Here is a 14436-nt window from a genome sequence, read left to right as displayed (position 1 = left end):
AACCAACCGAATCACTACCTTTTTCACTACTTTTTTTGAAATAAAAATAAAGATTCGGACAATTAAAAGCAAGAGAAACTTCACGATAAGGTTTCTCTTTTTCCTATGTATACTCCGACATCTATTTATTCTTATCATTGTGTTATAATAGAGTGAATTATATATTCACGCAATAGTGCTTTAAAAATTCCATCAAAAAGTTCCAATTAAATCTGCCTGTTTTATCTTTCACAATTAAAAGTCCTACAAGCTTTTAAATCGAATTTTGATGGAAAATATTCGCGTGATTTTCGCGTGATTTTCGCACGACGGTTTAAGATGACATCTTAGAAAGACTATGAAATCAAGGATTAGTAGTTATCTATCAAATTTATTTTTTCGCGTGATAATCGTAAAAAACTTTAAGAAATATTGTATTTTAGGAAAGGGAAAAAATGAACTTAATTTTTGAAGGGGTTGATTTAGAATACAAAAAAGCTGAAAATAGTCTACCAAAATCTTTCTGGGAAACCTACTCAGCATTTGCAAATACCAATGGCGGAAAAATAATTCTCGGAATAGATGAAAAAAATATCGACCCCTACCAAGGAGTCAATAATCCTCAAAAAATACGAAACAATTTATTTGCTTTGGTTGCAAACAAACAAAAAGTTAGTTGTAATCTACTTACTGATAATGACATTGAATACATTGACATTCCAAACAAAGATAAACAACTCATAGTAGTCACTGTAAGAGAAGCCAACCCTGACCAAAAACCTGTTCATCTAAAAAATGATTATCGTGAATCATATAAAAGATTAGGTGAAGGTGATGTTCGACTTGACAAAGAAGAGCTCAAGTATCTGATGACGAGTTCTCATGATGATATTGATAGTGAGTTACTTAATAATTTTGATGAAAACGACCTAAATTTAGATACAATAGAACATTACAAAAAGTTATTAATTGAACTTACTGGAAACACAAAATATAATAGCATTTCTTTGAGAGATTTTCTAATCGAAATTGGTGTATTTAAAAAAGATAGAACAAATAATACATATAAATTAACCGCAGGAGGACTGATATTCTTTGGAAAGTATAACTCTATCATTTCTCGTTATCCAAAATTTCAACTAGACTATTTTGAAAAAGATACCTCTCTTTCAACTAGGTGGAACGATAGAATTTCAACAGGTGATATGATGTACCCTGATTTAAACATGTTCGACTTTTTCAATTTAGCATATAAGAAATTAACTACTACAACAAATGATAGATTTGAGTTTAATAACGAATCTGCTCATCGTTTACCATTCAAGAAAGACCTATCTGAATCTATACGTGAAGCTTTAGTAAATTGCTTAATGCATGCTTACTATGATTTTGATTCTCCTATAGTTATTACGGCTTATCAAGACTTCTATGAATTTAAAAATCCAGGTAAGATGAAAATTTCTATTCCTGAATTTATACATGGCGGAACTTCCAAAACGCGAAACAGTACAATCTCTTCATTATTCCGTAGAATTGGGATGTCAGAAAAAGCTGGGTCAGGCGGACCGAAAATTTTTGATATTTCCGAAAAATATAAACTAAAAATTCCTGAAGTAAGCACTACCTTTGATAGTACTGTTGTTACAATCTGGAAAGTAGATTTATTATCTTCTTATTCAGACATATCAGATAATGAAAAGATAATACTTGAATATATCATAAAAAATGGTAGCATTACTAAAAATGATGTCCTCGAAAATTCTTTAATGACCGAATATAAATTTAGAGAAAACCTGAAATCTCTACAAAATAAAAAGTATATTGAGATAGAAGGTAAGGGACGCTCTACAAGATATGTTCTCCCCAAAAGTTCAACCGAACAATACCATATTATTAAACAACAAATCAAAAATCTTGGAGATTTCATGACTATGTATTAAACATTAAACCTGTTCAAAAACTAATGTTTATCCTTTATCTTACTTTTCCAAAATTTTCAGAATCTAAAATGCAGACTTAACAAGCCTGCATTTTTGGGCTCTATAATTTCTGTAGTGAGTAAAACTACCATAGGAAATATGGAATCCATAATAAGACCTCTTAAATAGATTTTGGGTATTTACCATGTCTACTTAAGAGGTCTCATATCAGAATGTGAATTAGAGTGTTTCTTTTGCTGTAAGTAATGGAAAATTACTCTCAATAGTATTTTAAAATAATCTTTTTATTCTTGAGGGTAACTAAACAAATTAGAAACGCAAAGATAAACAGGTTAAACTACCATCGATTTTCTTAAATTCGTCTGTATTAACGACTTTTACAGGGTAACCTAGATTTTTTATATGTTCTAATGTTTTTGGGTATCCAGCAGGAACTAACACTGTGCCATTTATATACAAACTATTAATTGCATATAATTCCTCTTTAGGAACTACAAATCTATTAAATTCTCTGAACTCGGGAACTTCATTCATTTTTGCACTAACCAACATATTGTTATTTTCTAGATAAATCACAAAATCTTTCAAATGCAAACCTTCTGTCACTGGTATTGTGGAAGAAGTGTAACCGAATTGAGAAACTATTTCACCAAATTGTTTAGCACCTTCTTTATTGGTACGATCAGATAAACCTACATAGAAATGTTTTCCTACAAGCATTACATCTCCACCTTCCATCGTTCCTGGGGATTCAATGTGAAAGATTTGTTCGTCAGCGTAGAATTTCTTTATAGCAGGTTCAATTTCAAATTTTTCACCGTTCCTCGATTCTCTTGGGGAATTAGTAATAATTGCACATTCTTTCATTACTACTGCTGGATCTTCAACAAAACATGAATCTGGGTATTCCTCTAAAGCTTCAAGAACCAGTGCTTTTACTCCTAAACTTTCAATTGCATCAACATATTCTTGGTGCTGACTAATTGCTTTTTCATATATAGGCTTATCGTCACTGAACATTCCTGTACTAATTCCTTCAAGCATTGCTTTACATGGTTTTCTAGCAATAATATTCTCATATTTTATCATATTACTTCCTCCAGCAATCATATTCTTCTAAATATATTCTTTTTCAACATACTCAGATTGGCTTAACATCAATAGATTTTCATACATTACATGGAAACTAATAATATCTCCTAATTCGTAACAATGTTCGCTTTCAGTAATATCTAATATCGTATGGTCGCTACTACCACCAATTACTTCAATGTTTGAGTCTAATGGCCGAAGATGTAAACAATCTCCTAAATCTTGCCTTCCAACCGCTATCAGAGCTCTGCGACGAATACCTTTGTCTTCATATTCCTTCTTGTTTCCAAATGCATCAACTGCAATTGTACCAATTGGATGACTTGGTTTGTTTTTCAATTCAACAATTTCCGCCTGTAGCGTAAATGCTTCATCTTCATCAGGAAATACCTTATAATCAAAGCAATCATCCAAATCACTAATATACAACGCATCCCCAACTCTTAGCTGCGTGATACCCTCTGGCATAGATCCCTTTGCAACTAAAGGTAAACTAGTTGAAGCACCCCCAGAAACAACCTCAATCCTACGTCCAATTGCTTTACTAACTTTTTCAGCCTTTGAAATCAGTTCCATCATTTTTTCTGGGGTAGGCATAATTGAGCCATAACACCCTAGATTTGTTCCAACGCCTAATAAATGTAAATTTTTTAATTCTTGTTCAACAGTACGTGTTGTATTCAGCAATTCCTCTTCGTCAAAAATTCCCTCACGCAAATCACCACATTCAGTCATAATAATCACATTATGAATTTTATTTTGCTCTGAAGCAGCCCGGTTTAATTCTTTTAAAATCTCTAACGAAGAATTCAAGCTAATATCTGCACAAGAAACTAATTCATCAACTTCACTAAGCATTGGTATACGTAAGTCGTAAGTAAGAATATTTGGATTAATCTCTTTTACTCTTTTCAATTGAGATAGTCGCGAAGAAGCCAACGTTTTAAAACCTGCATCTATTAATGTCTTAATAATTTCTTCAAGTCCGTTAATTCCTTTTATTACACCAACAACCTCAATTCCAATATCATTACACATGTCTAATACATTTTTGGCATTAAGTTTTAACTTTTTCTTATCAATAACAAACTTTGGATAACCCACGTTGTTCACCTCAAATCTATTATTATTTATTTTTTACATGGTAGATAAATCAATTGTACCGTTAAAAATCAGGACTAGACTGATAATTGCCAAGGCTACTATTACTAGGGCAATAATTTTTTCGATATTAGTGAGGAATTTCTTATTATTTTCTTTACGAGCCAAATAGTAAACAATCATACAAGGGGCGAAAAGAAGTGCTGTAATAATAATATACTTCCAGCCTGTTGAATACATCAAATATCCCATTGCAATAGTTGAAATACAACCAAGCAAAGCATTCAATTTAAAACCGTTATCAAACTTGATTGATTTTTTAATCATAGTCAAACTAACTGTGAAATATGGAACCAACATTGTACTTGAAGCAAATAAAGCCATAACATTATAAATTGATTCATTGATTATGATGGTAATGAAAAATGCTTGTTGAATAATTGTGGATACCAGTAATGAATTTGTTGGTTGCCCAACAGTATTTTCAACACCAAAGAATTTAGGAACAATTTCATGCTTCGCTGCAACATCTAAAATTTCACCAGCAAATAAACAACATCCGAACCAACATCCCATTGCTGAAAGTGCAATACCTAGGTTCATTAGAATTGCTCCCCATTTGCCTACGACTGCCTCTAATATGCCACCTAATGCAGGTACTTCCATTTTTGAAACTTGTACTTGTGAAAGTACTCCAAAGGTTAAGAAGGTCAGCAAGAGATACGTCACTGCAATTACAATATAAGAAATCACAATTGCTTTTGATGCATCTGATTTCGATTTCGCACGTGCAGAATAGATTAATGCCCCTTCAATACCAACATACACCCAAATAGTTGAACTCATAGCTGTTCCAATTTGACCATTTATAGATGAAGGTAAATCATTTGAAGCAAAAGCGTTTTCCCACAGTCCAGAGTTAAATACATCTACCTTAAATGCCATCAATAAAGCTATAATAAATACTATAATTGGAATCATTTTTGCAAACCAAATAACAGTATTAACTAATGAAGCGTTTCTCGCTCCTGACGCACATATATAGTAGAAGACCCATAAAATAACTGATAACAGAATTAAAGAAGGGATATTATTTCCCCCACGAAACATTGGAATAAAATATCCAAGAGAACTTACCGAAAGTACTCCTAATGAAATATTACCTACAACAATAGATAGCCAATATCCTACACAAGATAAAAATCCAATAAACTTTCCAAATCCTTGTTCTGGAAAACTAAAAATTCCTGCGTCTAAATCTGGATAGTGATCTTGTAGATATTTCAAACAGTAAACGAAAACAGCAAAGGCAATACTTGCAAATACTAGTGCAATTAAAGCAGGACCTGGAGCTACAGATTTTGCTAAATCACGTGGTAAATTAAAAACCCCTGCACCTATTACCGTAGTAACTGTTAAAGCAACCAAGCCGAGTAGACTAACATTTTGTTGGACAGTATTTTTCTCAGTCATATAACTATCCTCCCCATAAAAATTTAAATTATTTTTTTAAATATGATGGGAAAAAGAAAATCTTTATCCCATCATATATATTGTTTTATTAAAAACGTAATGAAAGACAGCTCAAACCACCATCAATTTTACGATATTCAGAGGTATCGACAACAAGAACATCATATCCTAAATGTTCAACAGCAGATTGAACCTTAGGATATCCGGCCGGAACAATAACAGTTCCATTAACCCATATACAGTTTGCGGCATATGCTTCATCAGAATCAACAACTATCTTATTAAATGATTCAAATAAAGGATTATCAACAAATTCACCAGCAACCAATAAATTATTATCCTCTAAATAATTTACTCCTGTCTTAAGATGCAATACTTCTTCCAACGGGACTTGAATGACCGTTTTACCATATCCCTCTAATATTTCCTTCATCTGTGCAAAACCTTCATCATTTGTACGGGCTGATTTCCCAACATAGAAGGTATCGCCAACCATCATAATATCGCCAGGTTCAACCATTCCTGGAGCTTTAATTTCATGAACATTTGAATAAAAACTAGACAGCAGTTTACGGAAGTCTTCTAGTTGAGTCTCATTTCGACGAGTATCCGCACCTGGTCTGGAAATTATAGCACATTTATCCGTACAGAGTGCAGTATCTTCCATAAAACATGAATCTGGAAAATCGTCATTTGGTGGTAACACATTAATTTTGACTCCACATTTAGTTAAAGCTTCAACATAATGTTCATGTTGAACTAATGCACTTTCATAAACAGGTTTTCCAAGTTCTGGATTAGAAGTAATACCTTCACTAATTCCTCTTCCAGGAATACGAACAATTACATTCTTAAAGCGTTTCATAAATTACACCTCTCTAATATATCCTGTAAAGTCTGAGTGATACAACCGAAAACATGCCCTGTTGTGTATGCGCTTACATTTTTGTGGAGGAAATAACAACAGGACATATAATGGACTCCATCTTTACTTTAAGCAACTATTGAAATACAATAAAACTAAGTTCATTGCACATCATTTTTCCTGTTTTACATGAAAATGTTAACAATATTGTTTCCGAGATTATTCCTTTCTAGTTAACAATTCATGTTCTATTTCTATTCTACCACTTAATTGTTGCATGTCAATATTAGCACTTTGAAACTAGTTTCAAAAACATATAATATCAAGTATTTTGGTATTTCAAAATAGAAAGTTGATATCGGTTGATATCTATATAGAAGTGAAATAATTAAGCTAAAAGCCTTTGAAACGTTGATTTCAAAGGCTTTTTTCTTTTTGTTCATTTGAGTACATTGCAATATAAATCAATCGAATCACTACCTTTTTCACTACTTTTTTCTTCTCGAATTTGGTTAATTTTATCAAGAAAAATGTCAACTGCTTCATATTTATTAAGAGCGTATGTTTAGATGTAACCTAATCTATTTTTATGAAAACAAGCAAAAACAACCGGAAAAGAAACAGTTCCCAACTAGTTCTTCTCTGGTTTTTTTCATGCTAACGATTTTTCCGACTTAATTGATAAGAATACAGGATCGGAATGAGAACAATGGTGAGGATGACGATCCCCAGTACATAAGGGACGGCGAACTGAAGACCAGCTTCAAGTAGAAGGATCAAACCTCCGAGGACCCACAACTTCCCTGCCAAGCGATGGGTTTTGTGCCAGTTATCTTCACTCTGTAAAGTCCAAGGCAGACGGATTCCAACCGTGTGATTCACTTTCAACTTAGGCATGTAATTGCCCATGATCACAAAGATAAGACCCAGCAACACCGAAACAAAAACAGATGGATTGGTAGTAGATCCAAGCGCCTTGCTATAGATGAGATAGGAGATACTTAAGGAAACGATTGGGGTCAACCAGTAAATCGCTCTGATCATTTTTTCATTCATAGCGCTATTCTTAGAATCGCGACCGATCATAAAGATCATAAACAGATGCACCATGAGATCGAAAATAGGAAGACCAAACACAACCAGGGGTTTCGATTGGAAGTTATTGGGCTGGCCAGCAAAATTGAAGTGAATCGGGATTTGGTTAGGTAATTGCGACCAAATCATCAGCCCCCAAAGCATGGGGAAAAGGATCACCATAGAAGTTAATAGCAATAGTTTTTTATTCGTTTTCATCAGTAGAGTCTCCTTTCAAATCAACGAGCCAGACCATTAAATCCTCCAAGACAGAAGTATTGAGTTCATAGTAGATAAAATTCTTTTCTTTTTCCTCTCGAATTAAATCTGCCTGCTTGAGGAGGCTTAAATGATGGGAAATGGTCGCCCCTGCCACATCAAAGTGGCTAGCGATATCTCCAGCAGATAATTTCCCCGCCTTTAGCAGTTCTAAGATACTTCTTCTTATCGGATTTGATAAAGCTTTAAATGTTTGCGCAAAATTCATTCTCTATCTCCTCTAATCTATTTAGATATCTTTCTAAATAGATTGTAAACCTTCCATATCATTTTGTCAACTCTATTTAGAAAAAAATCTAAATAGAGTCTGTTGTAAAAAAATTATCAGACCTAAGACCGATTCTTATAGACCGTGTCTTTTCTTAAGTTTTCTTTAAGAAATGAGCCTTATAATAAAACCATCAAATGAAGACCTCCTAACTTTGTTTGATAGAAAATCCTAAACTTTTTCATAATAATCTCCCTATAAGAGTCACCAAAACCGGTGGCTTTTCTATATCTCTTAATGAGGTGAACTCAGAGAGTTCAACCGAATTTAGAGATATTGATGCAGTTTGAGCGAAGCGAAAACTACGGTCCTTATTCCCTTAGCAAACGTTAGTGAGCTTAGGTACGTTGATGCAGTTCGAACTCTAGTGAGAACTACGGTCCTTATAATGCTTAATGAGGTGAACTCAGAGAGTTCAACTGAATTTAGAGATATTGATGCAGTTTGAGCGAAGCGAAAACTACGGTCCTTACTATTTTAGTGAGTCAAGTCCAATAGGGGCTTAGACGAACTTAGGTACATGGATGCAGTTTGAAACTACTTTTTACAAAACAATAAAATAACCTCCACGAGAGCTCTGATTTTTGATCATGACTCTTGGGAGGTTTTTCATCTTTTATCTTTTTGACATTACATATCTTTGTGGATGCGATAAGTATTGTAAGCAGTGACTACATTAGCAACGGCGCTGACCCTTGAGCTACGTGCGATATCAGCTTGTAGGGCATTGGCTTCCTCTTGCAGATTCACTTGCGTTTCTTGGAATTGTTGCATTTCAAGCAGATTATAGGCTTCTGGCAAGGTAGAGGCACGGCCTTCTGCAATTAAGTTATATAGTCGGAAGAGGTCGTGGTAATTATAAAATTTTTGTGGGAAACCTTGCATCCCTTGTTGGTAGGCTGGTTGGCTGATTTCCTGGTTATAAAGAGCCCGGGCATTGGCAAGAGCCTGCTTGGCTGGGGCTACAAATACAAAATATTTGATCGCAATCAACCCACCCATCAATCCGAGCATCAGTAGAAAACCGTGCATCAGGTGACTTTGTTCTAAGAGAAAAATCGTAAAGGCAAAAAGAAGATTGAGGGCCAGTGTGACCGTGATTGGCCCATTGAGTCTCTTCGCTGCTTTATTTAATCGGTTTTGTTGGCGCTGAACTTCATCCCAAGCAACTGCTGCAGGGGCTGTTAGCACGCGCTTTTCATCTAATAGCTGTAAAATTTCTTGTGTCGTCATTGTAAATCTCCTTTTGTTATAAGCGTATCTTCTAGAATTGACCTTATTTTATCAAAAATCCCTCCCTAAAAAAGGGCCATGTAAACTATAGTTTCATTTTTCTTAAAAATCGAAGAATTTCTAGTTTTTTTGTCAAAAATTAAACTCTGAGTTTAATTACATCCCTTTTTGAGGTATACTAATAGTATGATAATTGAAAGGAAGCCCCCCCTATGTCCTCATCTTCGCCATTTGGTCCAACATTTCGTAAGATTCGTGAAGCACGCGGTCTTTCTCTAAAAGAAGTCGCTTCAGATATTGTCTCTCCTCAGTTCCTCAGCCAATTTGAGCGTTCTCAAAAAGGGGTAACCATCGAGACCTTCTCTCGCCTCTTGCTGTCTATGGGGGTGGATTGGGACACCTTTTTGTCCCATTATCCTGGCTTAACCATTCAAAATTTCAGCCCCATTTTGATGAAACATATCAATCAAGAAAATATGGATTTTCTGTCTATCATTGAGCGCTTAAAACACGAAAAATCGCCTGTTGCCGAGGAGAACAAAGAGCTCTGGCAACTCTATTTGCGCTCGCTTGAAATCAATGTCAATAACGCGATGGGAAAAGAAATCCACCTGGAAGACGCACCTGTGTCGATTCAACGAATCGCTCAAGAAGTGCCGTTTGCCTATCAAAATGAAATTGAGCAAGACTTCACCATTGCCCTTTTATCTGTCTTGCCCTATGAAGTCGTCGCTAAGATTCGAAAGGAATCCTTGGAACTTTTTGAAAGCAGTTATTCTGCCTACTCTGCCAATGCATTGGCCTCTTTGCTGTTAAATCTAGCCAACTATCTTATAAAAAAAGAACTCTACTTAGAAGCTCTAAATTTTCTTCAATCGATTAACCAGCTTCGCAAGCGCAAACCGATTTTAAATACCAGTATTTCCATGCAGTTAGAATTTATGCAGGTCTATGCCCTCCTTGGCTTAAATGACAAGGAAGGGGTTTACCGTGCCAAACAGGTCCTAAAAGCCTTGGAAGGCTTGATTGCCCTCGAAAATTTCGGAAGCCCGCTTGTTCAAATCAAGACAAAATTCATGTTACGGGTCAATGAACTCAACAAAACCGGTATTGATTTCTTCAGTGAATAAAGACGTCTCAGACTTTAGACCGATTCTTTCGGTCAGCGCCTTTTCTTAAGTTTTCTTTAAGCAAACCGCCTTATAATAAAACCATCAAATGAAGACCTCCTAACTTTGTTTGATAGAAAATCCTAAACTTTTTCATAATAATCTCCCTATAAGAGCCACCAAAACCGGTGGCTTTTTTCTATGTACCTTAGTGAGTCAAGTCCAATAGAGACGCAGACGAACTTAGGTACATTGACGCAGTTCGAACGATAGTGAGAACTACGGTCCTTATTCCTTTAGCAACGTTAGCGAACTTAGGTACGTTGACGCAGTTCGAACGACAGTGAGAACTACGATCCTTCTCCTTCATTTGTACTAATACTCCAATTTATGCTCGATCTATGTTATAATGAAGAGAATTTTTGTCTGAGGAGGATTTATGAAAAAAACACATTCTACGCTATTCATCCCGGGCATCATTATGCTTGGGATTGTTTTACGAACACCATTTACTACGCTTCCGACGGTCTTGTCTGACATCGCTGCTGGTTTGGGGGTAGATGTGAGCTCTCTGGGACTATTGACTAGCTTACCACTTCTCACCTTTGCCATTTTCTCACCTTTTGCGATTCAATTTGCTAAAAGGTTGGGGATTGAGCGCCTCTTTTTCCTAGTTTTGATCGCGATTACGATCGGATCTGCCATTCGGATTATCAACCTCCCCTTCCTCTATCTGGGAACCATCTTGATTGGAGCTGGCATCGCCTTTCTCAATGTGCTGCTTCCAAGCCTGATTCAAGCGAACAGACCCCGCCAACTAGGCATTCTGACCACTTTGTACATCACTTCTATGGGGATGTCCACAGCGATCGCCTCTTCTGTCGCTGTTCCGATCACCAAAGCCACTTCTTGGCAAGGTTTGGTCAACATCTTGACAGCCTTGTGTGCTCTTGCTTTGGTCATCTGGATTCCTAACCTTCACTACAACCACCATCTAAAAAAGACGGCTACTACAGAATCTAGTAGCAAGTGGTATACCAATAAATATGTCTGGGCTATCATGATTTTTGGGGGCTTGCAGTCACTGCTTTTTTACACAAGTATGACTTGGCTTCCGACCATGGCTGTTCAAGCTGGCCTTTCAAAGGTTGAATCTGGACTACTGGCCTCCGTGTTCACCCTGATCAGTCTCCCATTCTCCCTGACGATCCCAAGTTTGACCACACGGTTATCCGATCGCAATCGACGCTTGATGCTTACGATTGTTGTCGGAGCAGGGATTCTGGGGGTAGCCATGCTCTTAATCCCGACCAGCAACTTCTTCTACTGGTTGGTATTAAATGCCCTGATTGGAAGTTCCGTTAGTTCGCTTTTCCCTTACCTCATGGTCGCTTTCTCTATGAAATCCAGCACACCTGAAAAAACAGCTCAACTTTCCGGTCTTGCCCAAACAGGTGGCTACGTCTTTGCAGCCTTTGGTCCCATCCTCTTCGGCTACAGTAAATCTCTCTTCCACTCTTGGACACCTGCCATTCTTATGCTACTGGTCTTAACCATTATCATGGCGATTGCCCTTTATCAGGTGGAAAAAGTCGATCATATTTTATAAGCATCGTCCGGCTGGAAGATTCGTCTTCCGGCTTTTTTGTACACAAAAAAGAACTAGGAGCTAGTCCTAGTTCGAAGTTTTATTATCCGTTAAATGAAATATGCACGTGATCATAGTGGTTTGCTGTATCTCCACCGCGGTCTGGCATTTGGTTCCAAGTGTTAGCTGGTCCGTAAATGTTGTCTACTGGCATGTAGAATTGTTGTTTCCAGATAACATATGAAATACCTGCACGGTCCATGTTGTCAATCGCATATTGGGCAACTTGATCCCCGAGTTGTGAACTGGTTGGGACCATTACGTCCACTGCAAGTCCTTGACCATGATCGTCTGGATCCCCTTCACGGTAACCACCAATGTTTGTGATACCGAATTTCGCTGCAATTTCTTGACGGAAAGCTTCCGCTTGCGGTTGAAGATTTGGATCAGTTGGAATAGCATTACCAGTTGTTGGAGTTGATGCTACTGGTTGCACTTCAGGTGCTGCAGCAGTTTCTACTGCTGCTGGTTGTGCTGGAGCTTCTTCTGCTACTGGAGCAGATTGAGGAGCAGCTGGAGCTTCAGGAGTTGCTGGAGCTTCAGGAGCAGCAGCTGGGGCTGTTTCTGGATTTTGAACTTCAACATTTACAGCTGGAGCACCGTAGTTTGGTGTTTCTGGAACAGCTGGTTGTGCTGGTGTTTCAGCTGCTGGTACTTCAACTACTGGAGCTTCCGCTGCTGGAGCAACTGGAACCGCTTTGTTATCTTCGTTTACTGGTTTAGACAAATCGTTGACAGCGACTGTTTGGTCATCAACTGTCACTTGGTTTGTTGTCAAGTCAGCACTTGCAACGGTTGCATCTGTCGAACCTGCTTGAGGAGTTTGGATTTCAACTGAAGTTACTTCTTTTTGATCATTTACTGTTGTTTTCAAAACAGTACCTGGGTAGATCAAATCCATGTTGCTGATGTTGTTCAAGTTTGCCAACACATGTACATCGATTCCAAGCGCCTCTGCGATCGAACTCAATGTATCACCATATTTGATGGTATAAGTTTGTTGGTTTTCACCGCTTTGTTGGATATCATGTTTGATTTCATCTACTGAGCGAGCTACCCAATCTTCAAGTGTTTCTGCAGTGGCTTTTGTAAAGGGAATCACTGCAAGAGCTACTGTTGAAGCGATCAAGGCTTTCGTATTAACTTTTAATTTCATCTTTTATCCTCTTTTTTCTTTGTTTTTTTGCTCAAGATTTTCTTGGACAAATTAACTACCATACTATCTTATCACAATTTAAAAATAATAAAAGGCCTTTTTGGCTATTTAACAAAACTGTATTTTTCTTGTAACATTTCGTCTTTCTTGTCACATTGTTACAAACTAGTAACATAAAAAGAGGGTGGTGGAAGAAGAGGGCGAGGGCGTAAAAAAGCCTCATCAAGGAGCGGTTCCTCGATGAGGTTCTTGTCTTTTTTAAGTAATTGAGGCCGGCTGAAAAGCTGTGTGAAAAAGATAAATTCTCTTGTGAGCATCGCTCACTGCAAGAATTTCCTATTTTCACTTTGTTTTTTACAGCCTTAGTATCTTATAACTGAACACACCCTAAATGCTGTGTGAAAAACGCAAACTGTAATAGTACTAACTTCAAAGGCACAGTAGCTGATTGGATTTTTCTCTCGCTTTAAGAGCTCGGAAAAATCCTAATCAGCCTTGTGGGGGCAGGACAACGAAGCATTCTATACAACAGTGCTTCTGTCCTGCTCCCTATTTTCCTTTGAGTTGCTGAACGGCTTTGTATCTTGATGTATCTTATTTTACCTTCATGATTCTGACGAGGTTGGCGCGCTCGGCTTCTTCGAGTTTCATTTCGATATAATAGATAGTCTCTTTGAGGTCTGGGATGGTCGCATACTCGAGTCCGTTCACTCGACGGCGGGTTTTCTCGATTTCATCTGCCATGAGTTGGCAGCTTTTTTCGATTTCCGCTAACTTGAGCAAATCTGGGAGTAGATCCCCCATTTCTTGGATGGTGCTATCCATTTGACTGTTGGAGGCTAAGTAGCTATAAACCACGTCCCCTTCATCATCTCCGTATGGATTATCGATACGGGCATGGAGCTTGGGCACGCGCACACTCATGACATTTTCTTCCTCAATATGAAGCATCACTTCTCGCGTAGGAACGGCAAAGATTTCTTCTACCATGAGGTCACTCTCTAAGGACTTAGCCATCACGAAATCTTGCATATTGCCCACAAGCGCTGCCTCCACCTTTTGGCGCAGACGATTATTCTCACGCACAGCTTCAATAAAGCGACGCATAAGTTCATCCCGCTTATCCTTGAGCAACTTGTGCCCTCGGGTTGCTGTCTTGAGGCGCTCTTTGAGAATATTAAGCTCCATCCGAGTTGGTTTTACATTTAATCGTGCCATA

At 37.3% G+C, this 14436-nt stretch carries 12 protein-coding genes; 3 read left to right on the top strand and 9 right to left on the bottom strand.

What is annotated here, in order from left to right:
• Nucleotides 1-434 precede the first annotated feature (434 nt).
• Complete coding sequence (locus tag NMM13_RS08510) at nt 435-1919, top strand: RNA-binding domain-containing protein (protein ID WP_150905032.1); 1485 nt, start codon at nt 435-437, stop codon at nt 1917-1919.
• 309 nt (nt 1920-2228) lie between these two features.
• Here the strand turns inward: NMM13_RS08510 and NMM13_RS08505 are convergent, their stop codons facing one another.
• The 7 genes from NMM13_RS08505 to NMM13_RS08475 form a co-directional block, all read right to left on the bottom strand.
• Entirely contained in the window at nt 2229-3008 is a 780-nt protein-coding gene (locus NMM13_RS08505) for a dimethylarginine dimethylaminohydrolase family protein (RefSeq protein WP_150905030.1), read from the bottom strand.
• 27 nt (nt 3009-3035) lie between these two features.
• A complete protein-coding gene (locus NMM13_RS08500) occupies nt 3036-4115 on the bottom strand; it encodes an alanine racemase (RefSeq protein ID WP_254728455.1) in 1080 nt (359 codons plus the stop codon).
• A gap of 33 nt (nt 4116-4148) precedes the next feature.
• Entirely contained in the window at nt 4149-5585 is a 1437-nt protein-coding gene (locus NMM13_RS08495) for an amino acid permease (RefSeq protein ID WP_254728454.1), read from the bottom strand.
• Nucleotides 5586-5673: 88 nt separating this feature from the next.
• Complete coding sequence (locus NMM13_RS08490; protein ID WP_150905024.1) at nt 5674-6450, bottom strand: dimethylarginine dimethylaminohydrolase family protein; 777 nt, start codon at nt 6448-6450, stop codon at nt 5674-5676.
• Between the two features lie 657 nt (nt 6451-7107).
• A complete protein-coding gene (locus tag NMM13_RS08485; protein ID WP_254728453.1) occupies nt 7108-7743 on the bottom strand; it encodes an SdpI family protein in 636 nt (211 codons plus the stop codon).
• Nucleotides 7730-8011, bottom strand: a complete 282-nt coding sequence (locus NMM13_RS08480) for an autorepressor SdpR family transcription factor (RefSeq protein ID WP_031572731.1) — start codon at nt 8009-8011, stop codon at nt 7730-7732. Before NMM13_RS08480 ends, NMM13_RS08485 begins: the two co-directional genes overlap by 14 nt.
• A 690-nt stretch (nt 8012-8701) precedes the next feature.
• On the bottom strand, nt 8702-9304 hold the full coding sequence (locus NMM13_RS08475; protein WP_254728452.1) for a hypothetical protein: 603 nt from the start codon (nt 9302-9304) through the stop codon (nt 8702-8704).
• Nucleotides 9305-9516: 212 nt separating this feature from the next.
• Between NMM13_RS08475 and NMM13_RS08470 the strand changes: the two genes are divergently transcribed.
• Nucleotides 9517-10434 (top strand): helix-turn-helix domain-containing protein, encoded by a 918-nt coding sequence (locus NMM13_RS08470; protein WP_254728451.1) that lies wholly within the window; start codon nt 9517-9519, stop codon nt 10432-10434.
• Nucleotides 10435-10852: 418 nt separating this feature from the next.
• On the top strand, nt 10853-12022 hold the full coding sequence (locus NMM13_RS08465) for an MFS transporter (protein ID WP_254728450.1): 1170 nt from the start codon (nt 10853-10855) through the stop codon (nt 12020-12022).
• 82 nt (nt 12023-12104) lie between these two features.
• On the opposite strand, the gene NMM13_RS08460 is transcribed toward NMM13_RS08465, so the two are convergent.
• Together NMM13_RS08460 and NMM13_RS08455 are read right to left on the bottom strand one after the other, a co-directional pair.
• Nucleotides 12105-13217: a LysM domain-containing protein gene (locus NMM13_RS08460; RefSeq protein WP_254728449.1), complete on the bottom strand. Its 1113-nt coding sequence runs from the start codon at nt 13215-13217 to the stop codon at nt 12105-12107.
• 594 nt (nt 13218-13811) lie between these two features.
• Nucleotides 13812-14435, bottom strand: coding sequence for a V-type ATP synthase subunit D (locus NMM13_RS08455; protein ID WP_003002380.1), 624 nt, complete (start codon nt 14433-14435; stop codon nt 13812-13814).
• Nucleotide 14436 lies beyond the last annotated feature (1 nt).

This window comes from Streptococcus sp. CF8_St5-11, assembly GCF_024295625.1.
Classification (GTDB): Bacteria; Bacillota; Bacilli; order Lactobacillales; family Streptococcaceae; genus Streptococcus.
The sequence above is the reverse complement of the archived record's forward strand: the minus strand, read 5'-3'. Positions and strand labels throughout refer to the sequence as shown.

Coding starts and splice junctions, on each gene's coding strand:
- NMM13_RS08470 (WP_254728451.1), top strand. CDS start 9,517: ATGTCCTCATCTTCGCCATTTGGTCCAACATTTCGTAAGATTCGTGAA.
- NMM13_RS08495 (WP_254728454.1), bottom strand. CDS start 5,585: ATGACTGAGAAAAATACTGTCCAACAAAATGTTAGTCTACTCGGCTTG.
- NMM13_RS08460 (WP_254728449.1), bottom strand. CDS start 13,217: ATGAAATTAAAAGTTAATACGAAAGCCTTGATCGCTTCAACAGTAGCT.
- NMM13_RS08490 (WP_150905024.1), bottom strand. CDS start 6,450: ATGAAACGCTTTAAGAATGTAATTGTTCGTATTCCTGGAAGAGGAATT.
- NMM13_RS08455 (WP_003002380.1), bottom strand. CDS start 14,435: ATGGCACGATTAAATGTAAAACCAACTCGGATGGAGCTTAATATTCTC.
- NMM13_RS08480 (WP_031572731.1), bottom strand. CDS start 8,011: ATGAATTTTGCGCAAACATTTAAAGCTTTATCAAATCCGATAAGAAGA.
- NMM13_RS08505 (WP_150905030.1), bottom strand. CDS start 3,008: ATGATAAAATATGAGAATATTATTGCTAGAAAACCATGTAAAGCAATG.
- NMM13_RS08475 (WP_254728452.1), bottom strand. CDS start 9,304: ATGACGACACAAGAAATTTTACAGCTATTAGATGAAAAGCGCGTGCTA.
- NMM13_RS08510 (WP_150905032.1), top strand. CDS start 435: ATGAACTTAATTTTTGAAGGGGTTGATTTAGAATACAAAAAAGCTGAA.
- NMM13_RS08465 (WP_254728450.1), top strand. CDS start 10,853: ATGAAAAAAACACATTCTACGCTATTCATCCCGGGCATCATTATGCTT.
- NMM13_RS08485 (WP_254728453.1), bottom strand. CDS start 7,743: ATGAAAACGAATAAAAAACTATTGCTATTAACTTCTATGGTGATCCTT.